The sequence below is a fragment of the Achromobacter maghribensis genome, assembly GCF_057334215.1.
In genome coordinates, this window is the sequence record NZ_JBHFII010000047.1 from 243,243 (window position 1) to 254,672 (window position 11,430).

The 11,430-nt window shown below is 64.4% G+C and carries 12 protein-coding genes; 1 reads left to right on the forward strand and 11 read right to left on the reverse strand.

The genetic code is table 11. From position 1 onward, the window contains the following. Positions 1–89 precede the first annotated feature (89 nt). Positions 90–1,190, forward strand: coding sequence for a pyridoxal-phosphate dependent enzyme (locus ACE039_RS21070; protein WP_485823251.1), 1,101 nt, complete (start codon positions 90–92; stop codon positions 1,188–1,190). 24 nt (positions 1,191–1,214) lie between these two features. Here the strand turns inward: ACE039_RS21070 and ACE039_RS21075 are convergent, their stop codons facing one another. The 11 genes from ACE039_RS21075 to ACE039_RS21125 form a co-directional block, all read right to left on the reverse strand. Continuing rightward, positions 1,215–2,123, reverse strand: coding sequence for a LysR substrate-binding domain-containing protein (locus tag ACE039_RS21075; protein ID WP_485823252.1), 909 nt, complete (start codon positions 2,121–2,123; stop codon positions 1,215–1,217). Positions 2,124–2,141: 18 nt separating this feature from the next. Continuing rightward, positions 2,142–2,729 carry a DNA repair protein RecO gene (gene recO, locus ACE039_RS21080; RefSeq protein ID WP_310032924.1) on the reverse strand — a complete coding sequence of 196 codons (588 nt, stop codon included), beginning with the start codon at positions 2,727–2,729 and terminating at the stop codon, positions 2,142–2,144. Continuing rightward, positions 2,722–3,612 (reverse strand): GTPase Era, encoded by an 891-nt coding sequence (gene era / locus ACE039_RS21085; RefSeq protein WP_105555093.1) that lies wholly within the window; start codon positions 3,610–3,612, stop codon positions 2,722–2,724. The genes recO and era overlap by 8 nt, the downstream gene beginning before the upstream one ends. Beyond that, entirely contained in the window at positions 3,609–4,370 is a 762-nt protein-coding gene (rnc, locus tag ACE039_RS21090) for a ribonuclease III (RefSeq protein ID WP_105555094.1), read from the reverse strand. The genes era and rnc overlap by 4 nt, the downstream gene beginning before the upstream one ends. A gap of 2 nt (positions 4,371–4,372) precedes the next feature. After that, positions 4,373–5,257, reverse strand: a complete 885-nt coding sequence (gene lepB / locus ACE039_RS21095) for a signal peptidase I (RefSeq protein ID WP_448708863.1) — start codon at positions 5,255–5,257, stop codon at positions 4,373–4,375. Positions 5,258–5,280: 23 nt separating this feature from the next. Further along, the gene (gene lepA, locus ACE039_RS21100; protein WP_057284786.1) at positions 5,281–7,074 is read right to left on the reverse strand and encodes a translation elongation factor 4; all 1,794 of its coding nucleotides are present in this window, start codon (positions 7,072–7,074) and stop codon (positions 5,281–5,283) included. A gap of 230 nt (positions 7,075–7,304) precedes the next feature. Further along, positions 7,305–8,786, reverse strand: coding sequence for a DegQ family serine endoprotease (locus ACE039_RS21105; protein ID WP_105555096.1), 1,482 nt, complete (start codon positions 8,784–8,786; stop codon positions 7,305–7,307). A 41-nt stretch (positions 8,787–8,827) separates the two neighbouring features. Then, positions 8,828–9,907 (reverse strand): MucB/RseB C-terminal domain-containing protein, encoded by a 1,080-nt coding sequence (locus ACE039_RS21110; protein WP_332007632.1) that lies wholly within the window; start codon positions 9,905–9,907, stop codon positions 8,828–8,830. After that, a complete protein-coding gene (locus tag ACE039_RS21115; protein ID WP_105555098.1) occupies positions 9,907–10,413 on the reverse strand; it encodes a sigma-E factor negative regulatory protein in 507 nt (168 codons plus the stop codon). Before ACE039_RS21115 ends, ACE039_RS21110 begins: the two co-directional genes overlap by 1 nt. 12 nt (positions 10,414–10,425) lie before the next feature. Beyond that, positions 10,426–11,025, reverse strand: a complete 600-nt coding sequence (gene rpoE, locus ACE039_RS21120) for an RNA polymerase sigma factor RpoE (RefSeq protein ID WP_006218045.1) — start codon at positions 11,023–11,025, stop codon at positions 10,426–10,428. Beyond that, positions 11,022–11,430 (reverse strand): hypothetical protein (locus tag ACE039_RS21125; protein ID WP_485823253.1); only part of this gene is annotated, 409 nt, incomplete at its 5' end. The genes ACE039_RS21125 and rpoE, both read right to left, overlap by 4 nt.

Consider the following 11,430-nt stretch of genomic DNA (forward strand, 5'->3'; position numbering starts at 1 on the left):
GCGCCATTGCCCCCCGCGACGATGGCGACTGCCTGCTGCAAGTCGCGCCCGCCCTTCCCCTGAACTCCCTTGCATCGATGTATTGACCCATGCAGATGAATCCTAGATTGTCCGGCCTGCGCTGCATCCGCTGCGCGAGCCTGTGGCCGCCCGGCGACTATCCCGAAGGCTGCCCGAGTTGCCTGGCGGCGGGACACCCCGCCACCCTGGAATGCGGCTACGACGCCTGCGACACCGACAGCGCCATTCCCTTGCCGGTGTTGGCGCCCATCACGCTGGGCGAAGGGGCCACCCCCCATCTGGAAGCCACGGATCTGGCACTCGCCGAAGGCGTCGGCCAGCTTTGGCTCAAGTGCGAAAGCGCCAACCCCACCGGCAGCCACAAAGACCGCATGGCGGCGCAGTTGGTGTCGCGCGCCCGCCTGGCAGGCGCGACCCGCGTGGCGGCGGCATCCAGCGGCAATGCCGGCGTCTCGCTTGCGGCTTATTGCGCCGCGGCCGGCCTGCAGGCCGACATTGCCATCACCCGCAATTGCCCGCCGCTGCAGCGCGAGGCCATGCAGCGCTTCGGCGCCAAACTCAGCGCCTTCGAAGACAGCCTGGCCCGTTGGCCCTACGTGTCGGATCTGTGCCGCAACCACGGTGCATTCGCCGGCACCAACTACCTGAATCCCCCGGTCGGCACGCATCCCTATGGCGTGGAAGGCTACAAACCCATCGCCCAGGAAATCCTGGATGCCTGCGGCACGCCGACCGACATCATCGTGCCGACCGCGCGCGGCGATCTGTTATGGGGAATTTTCCTGGGCTGGCAGCACCTGCTGCAACACGGCCGAATCGCGCGTCTGCCGCGTTTGCATGCGGTCGAGCCGTACGCGCGCTTGTCGCGCGCCCGTGCGGCAGGCGACGCGCGCGGCCTGTGGGAGGGGGTCACGGACCAATACTCCATCGCGGGCGGCACCTGCACGCTGCAATCGCTGGAAGCCATGTCTCGCTCGGGCGGGACGCCTGTGGAGATCTCCGATGCCGCAGCGGCCCAGGCGCAACAGCGGCTCGAGCGCAAGGGAATCAGCACTGAACTGTCTTCCGCCGCAGCCCTGGCGGCCGTGTCCCGGCTCAGGCGTTCCGGCGTGCTGGATGCCGAATCGTCGGTGGTGCTGATCGTGACGTCGGACGGACGCCGAGGCTGATCTCCGCCGCGCTGCGGCGGCCTGCTAGACCCCGAATCGGTCCACCAGCGGGGCCAATGCGCCGCGCAGGCACGTCGCCCAGAACTTGCCCGCTTCGGACAGCGGCCGGCTCCCATGAAGAATCATGTGGCATTCGAAATGCACGGATGCCGTCAGCGGGCGATAGCACAGGCCCGCTGCCTCCATGCCCACGGCTGTCGCCGGGTTGGCGATACCCACGCCATGCCCGGCCAGCGCCAATTGGCATACGGTGCTGGAGTACGGCGTTTCGATCGCCACCCTTAGGCTCTGCTCCGCCTGGCGCAGCAGCGCATCCAGCCGCTTGCGCGAGCCGTCCTCGGCGTTCAGGGCGATCACGTCCAGACCGGCCAGATGCGAAAAATCGATGGCCTCCAACCGTGCCAGCGCGTGCCCAGCCGGAAAGACGGCCACCGCCCGCAAGCTGGCCAGCCGATGGCCGCGCAACCCTTCCAGCTCTGACTCATCGGCCACCACGGCCAGGTCCAGCTCGCCCGACACCACCATGTCGCGCAACGTATTGGAATCTCGGATCTGCAGATACAGGGGCGTGTCCGGATAGCGCGTGCGAAAACGCGAGATCGCGTCGCTGACCACAGCGCCGCTGTAGGCATGAATGCAGCCGATCCGCAGACGCGGCTGGGCGGCGCCACGAATCGCGCGGATCTTGCGGCCCAGGCTATCCAGTCCGACATTCAAACGGCGGATTTCTTCATACAGCAACGTGGCCTCGGGCGTGCGCTGCATACGCTGGCGCACGCGCTCGAACAACCGCAATTCAATGCTGGCTTCCAGCGCGGCCAGGGTCGCGCTGACCGTCGCGGGCGACACGTCCAGCCGCCGAGCGGCCGCAGTCACGCTTTCCGTCTCGTAGACGGTGCGGAAGGTCTCGACCTGTTTGAGCGTGAAGGTCATGGGCGGCGCGCAGCGCGCTTAGATGCGTTGCAGGTCCATCAGCACGCGCCGGGTGGACAGCGGACGGCCGGCCAGAATCTCGGCCAGGCGTTCACGCAGGTCGCGGCGCAGCGCCGGTTCGATCACAGGGTCTTCGAAGTCCGGGGCGTCTTCGTCCACGCCGTAGCCGGTTTCGCGCAGCAAGGTCCACTCGAAGCGGCGCAGCGCGCCGGCGGCACGGGTGCCGTTGGACAGTTGCTGCAGCGCCATGTCGTAGGCGTCGAACAACAACGGGTGGGCGTCCTCGCGCGGCAACAGACGCAAGAGCAGTTCGTTCATGTACCAGGCGGACATCAAGGCAGTGCCCGTCAGCGGACGGATGCCGGCGATCTCGGCGCGGGTCAAGGTCTTGACTTCGCCGTTGCCGGTCCAGGACAGCAGCAGGGGCTGAAAGGCCGACAACACGGGACGCAGGACGGAATAAGGGCGCTTGGCGCCCTTGGCGACCATGGCTACGCAGCCATGATCGCGGGAGAACGTCTGAACAATAAGGGAAGTCTCACGCCACGCCGTGGCGTGCAACATAAACCCCGGGCGATCCTGGACGCGAGGCGCCCGTCTACTCATAGCCCAAATCGCGGAGCGCACTCTCGCGGTCGGACCAGCCCTTGCGCACCTTGATGTAGACCTCAAGGTGAACCGGCTTGTCCAGCAGCTTGGCGATGTCCTGCCGCGCCTCCGTGGCAATACGCTTCATGTGCATGCCGCCCGTGCCCAACAAGATGGGCTTGTGGCTGTCGCGTTCGACGACGACGCAAGCGTTGATGCTGGCGCCCTTGCTGGTTTCTTCCCATTGCTCGATGACGACGGTACAGCCATAGGGCAGTTCGTCGCCCACCAGGCGGAAGATCTTCTCGCGCACCAGTTCGGCGGCGATGAACCGCATGGGGCGATCAGTCAGCGTATCTTCTTCGAACATCGCCTCGCCTTCCGGCAGGCGCGTTGCGATCTCTTGCAGCAGTTGGTCCAACTGGTGGTTCTTCGTAGCGCTGACAGGCACCACGGCGCCGAACGGATGCAGCGCCATGATCTTGGCGACGAAGGCGAACAGGTCGTCGCGGTTCTTCAGCGCGTCGATCTTGGACACCACCAGGATCGTGCGCTCGGGGTTGGGCAGCAGCGGCAGCAGCTTGGCGTCGCCTTCCGACCATTTGCCGGCTTCCACCACATGCACCACCACGTCGACGTCGGCCAGTGCCTGCGTCACCACGCGGTTCATCATGCGGTTCATCGCGCCGCCATGACGGGTCTGGAATCCCGGGGTGTCGACAAACACGAATTGCTCGTGCTCGCGCGTCAGCACGCCGTGAATGCGGTGGCGCGTGGTCTGCGCCTTGCGCGACACGATGGAGATCTTGGAACCGATCAGGGCGTTCGTCAGCGTGGACTTACCCACATTGGGGCGGCCAACAATGGCAACGAAGCCAGTACGAAAAGGGGTATCGCTCATTTAGTCTCTTGAGCCACTGCCACGGGCAGCGACAATTGCGCGGTTTTGCGCGCCTTGCCCGACTTGCGGGCAGCCTTGGTCGCCGGGCTGATGGCCAGCGCGGCCTCCAACGCCAGCTTGGCCGCCGATTGCTCGGCGGCGCGGCGGCTGGCGCCGGGCGCCATAACCTTGATCTCGAGCGCCGGGATGGCACACTCGACTTCGAACTGCTGGCTGTGGGCCGCGCCATGTGTGGCCACCACCGTATACAACGGCAGCGCCAGCTTGCGGCCTTGCAGGAATTCCTGCAGCAAGGTCTTGGCGTCCTTGCCCAGCGTTTTGGGGTCGACCGACGCCAGCACCGGCTGGTACTGACGCACGATCACGCGGCGCGCGGCGTCGAAACCCGCGTCCAGGAAGACGGCGCCGAACAGGGCCTCGACCGTATCCGCAAGAATGGACGGCCGGCGGAACCCGCCGCTCTTCAATTCACCTTCGCCCAGGCGCAGGTACTGCGACAGTTCCAGACGCTGCGCGATATCCGCCAGCGACGCCTGTTTGACCAGGTTCGCCCGCAGCCGCGACAGATCGCCTTCGTCGATTTTGGAAAACCGCTCGAACAGCATGGCCGCGACGACGAAATTCAACACGGAATCCCCAAGGAATTCCAAGCGCTCGTTGTGACGCGCACCGTGACTGCGATGCGTCAGTGCCTGTTCCAACAAGCCTGCATCACCGAAGTGGTGATCCAGGCGATTTTCTAGCGTGGCTAGCGACATAATCAGTTGAACCGGCCGATGCGGCTGAGATCGCTGAAATTCATCCAGATGAAGAACGCGCGTCCGACGATATTGGCTTCAGGTACGAAGCCCCAGTAGCGGCTGTCCGCGCTGTTGTCCCGATTATCGCCCATGGCGAAATAACTGCCTTCAGGTACTTTGCAGCGTACCCCATTGCGGCTGTATTGGCAGTTTCCGCGGTTGGGAAATTGCCACATCGGCGAATAATCTTGCGGCTTGTTCTCATCCAGCAGGATTTTGTGGTCAACGTCGCCCAACTTCTCTTTATATTGTGCAATATATGAGACACGGTCGGGTTCAAAATAGTCGCCGTCGCGTACATGCGGCACCAATTCGCCGTTTATGTACAGTTTTTTGTCCAGGTAGGCGATCTCGTCACCCGGCAGGCCCACGACGCGCTTGATGTAATCCACGTCCGGATCCACCGGATAGCGGAACACGAACACATCGCCGCGCTTGGGTTTGCCGATCTCGACGACCTTCTTGTCGATCACGGGCAGGCGCAAGCCATAGCTGAACTTGTTCACCAGGATCAGGTCGCCCGACTGCAGCGTGGGCAGCATCGAACCCGACGGGATCCGGAACGGCTCCACCACGAACGAACGCAGCATGAAGACGAACAGGATGACGGGAAAAAAGCTGACGGCGTACTCGATCCACCACGGCACGCGCCGCGCGGCATCGCCAGCCTCGCGGCGAAGGCGCTCGGCTTCCTGAGCGTCTCCGACCAGGGCTGCGTCGTACTGCGCCATTGCCGCTTGGGCGCGGGCTTCGCGACCACGTCGCAGCACCGCAAGATCAAGCACCCAGATAATGCCGGTCAAGACCAGCAGAACAAACAGGATCAGGGCAAAGTTCCAACTCATCAGCTAACCGCCTTCTTTTGGTTCTACTTGTCTTCCACTTGCAGGATGGCCAAGAACGCCTCCTGCGGAATTTCCACGCTACCCACCTGCTTCATGCGCTTCTTGCCGGCCTTCTGCTTTTCCAGCAGCTTCTTCTTGCGCGAGATATCGCCGCCATAGCACTTGGCCAGCACGTTCTTACGCAGCGCCTTCACGTTTTCGCGCGCAATGATTTCAGCGCCGATGGCGGCCTGGATGACCACGTCGAACATCTGGCGCGGAATCAGCCCGCGCATGCGGGTCACGACGTCGCGGGCGCGATGGCGCGCGTTGCTGCGGTGGACAATCACGGCCAGCGCATCCACGCGGTCGTTGTTGATCAGCAGGTCCACGCGCACCACGTCGGCCGAACGGTACTCCAGGAATTCGTAGTCCATCGAGGCATAGCCGCGCGATACCGACTTCAGCTTGTCGAAGAAGTCCAGCACGATCTCGGCCAGCGGGATCTCGTACACCAGATGGACCTGGCGGCCGTGATAGCTCATGTTGACCTGCGAGCCGCGCTTGTTATTGCACAGCGTCATGACGGGACCCACGTAGTCCTGCGGCATGAACAGCGTGACCTTCACGATGGGCTCGCGGATGTCCTGGATCTTGCCCACTTCCGGCATGCGCGACGGGCTTTCCACGGTGATCACCGAGCCGTCGCGCTGCTCGACCTCGTACACCACCGACGGCGCGGTGGTGATGATGTCCATGTCGAACTCGCGCTCCAGGCGTTCCTGCACGATCTCCATGTGCAAAAGGCCCAGGAAGCCGCAGCGGAAGCCGAAGCCCAGCGCCTGCGAGACTTCCGGTTCGAACATCAGCGCGGCGTCGTTCAGCTTCAGCTTGTCGAGCGAATCGCGCAGCTGGTCGTATTCCGAACTTTCCACCGGGTACAGGCCCGCGAACACCTGCGGCTTGACTTCCTTGAAGCCGGGCAGCGCGCTGGCGGCCGGCTTATTGGCCAGGGTGACGGTATCGCCCACCTTGGCGTCTTCCAGTTGCTTGATGCCAGCGATGATGAAGCCCACTTCGCCCGCCGACAGGTGCGGACGCTGCTGCGACTTCGGCGTGAATACACCGGTCTGCTCGCACAAGTGGGTGGCGCCGGAGGCCATCAGCAGAATCTTGTCCTTGGGCTTGAGCACGCCATTGATGATGCGCACCAGCATCACGACGCCCACGTAGTTGTCGAACCAGGAGTCGATGACCAGCGCCTGCAGCGGTGCGTCGGGATCGCCCTTGGGCGCCGGCACCCGCGCCACGATGGTCTCCAGGATTTCGTCGATGCCCATGCCCGTCTTGGCGCTGGCCAGCACGGCTTCCGAGGCGTCGATGCCGATCACGTCTTCGACTTCCTGGCGCGCGCCTTCGGGGTCGGCCTGCGGCAGATCCATCTTGTTCAAAACCGGTACGACTTCCACGCCCAGTTCGATGGCGGTATAGCAGTTGGCCACCGTCTGCGCTTCCACGCCCTGGGACGCATCGACCACCAGCAGCGCGCCTTCGCATGCCGACAGCGAGCGGCTGACTTCATACGAGAAGTCCACGTGCCCCGGGGTGTCGATCAGGTTCAGGTTGTAGGTCTTGCCGTCCTTCGCCTTGTAATGCAGGGCGGCGGTCTGAGCCTTGATGGTGATGCCGCGCTCGCGTTCGATTTCCATGGAATCGAGCACCTGCGCCGACATTTCGCGATCCGCCAATCCGCCGCAGCGCTGGATCAGGCGATCGGCCAGGGTCGATTTACCGTGATCGATGTGGGCAATGATGGAGAAGTTGCGAATATGCTGCATGCTTGAAATTATAAGGGACGGAACACTCGGCACATGGCCGGAAGACACCGCCGCCGGAATACGCACGGCTGACGTGAGGGGCGCTGACGGGCCGCTGGTAGGCAATGCCCGGGCAAAAACGAGGGGGCGCCAGGCGCCCCCTCTTGCGGCAACCAGCCATTTTAGCTGGTCTTGGGGTTTTTTTTCTGCCGCCGGGCCGCGCCGGGGCAAAAAGCGACGCGCTTTAGCCCTTACTTCGAGGCCGGAACCGCCACCCATTGCGTCTGATCGCCCCGGCGCACCAGCAAACCTGCGGCGCGGGACTTGTCCAGCTTGCTCACGAGCGTAGCGAATTGCTTGGCGCCGGTGACGTCAGTGTCGTTCAAGGCCAACACAATGTCGCCTTCCTGCAACCCGGCCTTGGCGGCCGCACCTTCAGCGACCTTCACCTGGACGCCGCCCTTGATGCGCAGCTTCTTCTGCACATCGGCCGGCACATCCACCACACCCAGGCCCAACGCGTTCGTGACTTCGGGAGCCGGCGCCGGCTTCTTGCCCGCCGCCGCGGCCTTTTCGGTCGGGATTTCGCCCACCTTGACCGACAGCGTCATGCTCTTGCCCTTGCGCCACACTTCCATGTCGGCGCGCGTGCCCGGCTTGGTTTCGCCCACGATGCGCGGCAGATCAGACCAACGCTTGATCGGCTCGTTGTTGAACTTCAGGATCACGTCGCCCGGCTGCACGCCCGCTTCTTCGGCAGGACCTTCGGCCTCCACGCTGCTGACCAGCGCGCCTTCGGCCTTCGGCAGGCCGATGGCTTCGGCCACGTCCTTGCCAACTTCGCCGATCTGCACGCCGACCCGGCCGCGGGTGACCTTGCCCGTAGCGCGCAACTGATCGACCACGCGCATCGCTTCGTCGATCGGGATGGCCAGCGAGATGCCCATGAAACCGCCGCTGCGCGAAATGATCTGGGAATTGATGCCGACGACTTCGCCGTCCAGGTTGATCAGCGGGCCGCCCGAGTTACCGGGGTTCACGGCCACGTCGGTCTGGATGAACGGCAGGTATTCGCCGGTATCGCGACCAATCGCGCTGACGATGCCCGACGTCACGGTGGAGTCCAGGCCGAACGGCGAACCGATGGCCAGCACCCACTGCCCCTTCTTCAGCTTCTTGGGGTCGCCGATGACCAGCGGGATCATGTCCTTGGTTTCGATCTTGATCAGCGCAACGTCGGTGCGCTCATCGGTGCCGATGACCTTGGCTTTGAATTCGCGGCCGTCGGTGAGCGTGACGTAGATGTCCGTCGCGTCGACCACCACATGGTTGTTGGTCAGAATGTAGCCATCTTCGGAAATGAAGAAGCCCGAGCCCACGCCACGCGGCACGGTACGCTCTTCAGGTTGCGAAGGCTGGGGCCGCTGACGTGGCGTCGGCGCCTGGCCGCCCGGGCCCGGAGGCTGGAATTCGGGGCCGAAGAACCAGCGGAACAATTCGTAAGGGTCGCCACCGCCGCCAGGGCCGGGGCCGCGCACGGGCACGGTGGCCGTCGTGCGGATGTTCACGACCGCAGGGTCGGCTTTTTCAACAATGCCCGTAAAGTCGGGCAACGCCACGGTGGGCGTCTGCGCCACCGAAGCCGGGACGTACGCGGCGGACATCGCCACACTTGCCGCCACAACCGCCAGAAAGCGCCGGAAAAAAGCGTTCGACACCGTCATTGCTTTCATAAGTTACTCCGAAATTGCTGCTAGCCGCGCCGGGGCCCGGATCACTTGGACCCGGCTGTCCCGGTTGCCGGCGCTGCCGCCGCAGGCGCGGCGGGCACATACTCTGTCGCTTCCGCCAACTGTTCCAACGTCGCCACGGGCACTTCGCCCACGGCCGTCAGCCAGAAATCCGCAATTCGCGTTCCGTAGACGGTAATCGACCCGCGCTGCGCGGCGCCATGGGGAGGATGATGACCGCGTTGGCTGTCATAGGGTTCGATAAAGACCGATATGGCCGCCAGGCCATCGGACAGCACCATCTGGCTGACGGTTGCACCGCGCCCCATGGAGCGCGCCACCTGCATGATCACCTTGAAGCCCTTGGGCGCCGGAATGCGCCACCCCTGGGCCGACAGGTCCACAGGCGCCATCGAGGGCTCAAGCACTTTCCAGTCGCGAGTGCTCCAGCGCGACGTCAACAATTGGGGATCGACTTCCGAACCCAGGCGCAATGACGTGAACGACACCTGCTCGACCACGCCGCGCGCGGCATTCAGGGTCTGGGCCTTCAGCAGCAGATTGGTTTCAACGTCGGCGCACAGGCGGTAGCCGTAACGCAGCTTGTCCAGGGGCTCGATCGTGATCAGCCGGCATTCGCGGCCCGCCACCCGATGCAATTTGGGTTCGGTGCTGATTTTGTAGTGTTCGGCCAGATTGGCGGGATCGCCCAGCAACAGGCCGGGAAAGCGGTCGCCGCGGCGGCGCTCGACCAGCACGGTCTTGCGCTCGGGAATCAGGCACTGCACGTTTTCGTTATGCCGCAGGTATTCGCGCGGCTGGCCATCCAGGATTTCCAGGCGTTCTCGCTCGCCGGTGCCGTCCAGCACGTGCACCAGGCGCGAAGACTGGATCATTTCGCCCTGCTGGTACATGAAGACGCCAGCGTAGTCCTGCTTGCGCGCGGCCTGCTGAATGCGCGACAGCAACTGGACGACGTCGTCGGCCGCCGGCGCGGCGTCGGCCGCGCGCGCGGGTTCATGCGCGGCCAGGAAAGCTGTCAGAAGCGTGGCGGCGAACCAGCCAGCGCGGTGCGCGTGCCAGGAAGCTGCGCGCGGCCAACGTGTGGGTAACACCAGCGCCATCAACGTCCCGCCCCGACGTCGAACGAGACTTGCCGCACCGCGCTGGGACCGGCCATCTGACGATGGGCTTCCAGGTAGTCGCGCAGGCCCGCGTCATCCGCCGAGGCAGGCGTGCCGCTGGCGTCGGCCAGCACGCGCACTTCAGTCGCCGGCGCGCCCGTCAGATAAGGCTGGGCCACCCAGGCGACGGTCGCCACGGCGGCGGCCACCGCCAGGCCGGACAGGCCATAGCGCAACGGCGAACGGCGCCGGGGCGCCGCGACGATCGGCAGTTCGGCGTCCAGCGCCCGTGCCAGCCGAGACTGGAAAGCAGCGCTGGGCGTCAATGCCAGATCGGAATTGCGGAGGGAATCACCGATCAAATGATAGGTGTCCCAGGTCTGACGTCCTTCCTTGGACAACAGGCCGGGAAAAATATCGTCGGAATCTTCTCCGTCCATCCAGGCGGAAACCGATTCCTCCCAGGAGGATTCGGCGATTTCAACGGACTTGGCTGCGGTTTGCATGACTGCCACTCCTTACCAGCGACGCTCGGCATCGGTGCCAAGCAATGGACGCAATTTGGTCGCGATGGCCTCGCGCGCACGAAAAATGCGGGAGCGCACCGTACCGATCGGGCAATCCATGCTCTGGGCGATGTCTTCGTAACTCATACCTTCGATTTCACGCAGGACAATTGCGGTGCGCAACTCTTCGGGCAATTCCTCGATGGCCGCGTTCACCGTCTCGGCGATTTCGCGGCTGGCAACCATGGACTCCGGCGTGCTTATATCGGTTAGGTTGTCGGTTTCGTTAAAAGTTTCACCGTCTTCCGTTTCTATCGCATTTGGCGCGCTGGGCCGCCGGCCTTGCGAGGCCAGCCAATTGCGCGCCGTATTGATGGCGATACGATACAACCAGGTGTAGAACGCGCTGTCACCCCGGAATTGGGGCAAGGCCCGATAGGCCTTGATGAAGGCTTCCTGGGCCACGTCCTCGATTTCGGAGGGGTCGCGGATCATTCGGGCCAGCAGGCGCAGGATCTTGCGCTGGTACTTCAGCACCAACAGATCGAAGGCCTTCTTGTCGCCCCGCTGAACGCGCGCGACAAGCTCGGCGTCGACTTCGCGCTCGCTCATGACGCCTCCTGCGGGCGTGCCGCCGGCTGCGCGCGCCGCGCCGTGCCCGTCAGCAGGCAAAGGCGCCGCCAGGACTCGGGTCGCAGCGTCCGTTGCCAGACGGTGAGGGTGATTGTGCTATTTGTAAAGGCCGTACTCCCGGTGGGCAAGGGCTGCAGGGTGAGCGTGAGCCAGCGGGGGCCGCGCTGCTGGTTCAGCAGCACCGCATCTTGCCAGCCTTGCGGCTGGCGTACCTGCCAGCGCCCCGCCCCGGTCGCCGTGCGTATTGCCGATACCGGGGACAGGCTGCTCCGTGGCGAGTGTAACAGCCCGGCCGGCACAAGCAGCAGCGCAATCACCGCGCCTGCCGCCCATGCCATGCCGCCCCAGGAAGCTGCCGTCAGCGCGCAGGCGGCGGCCACGGCG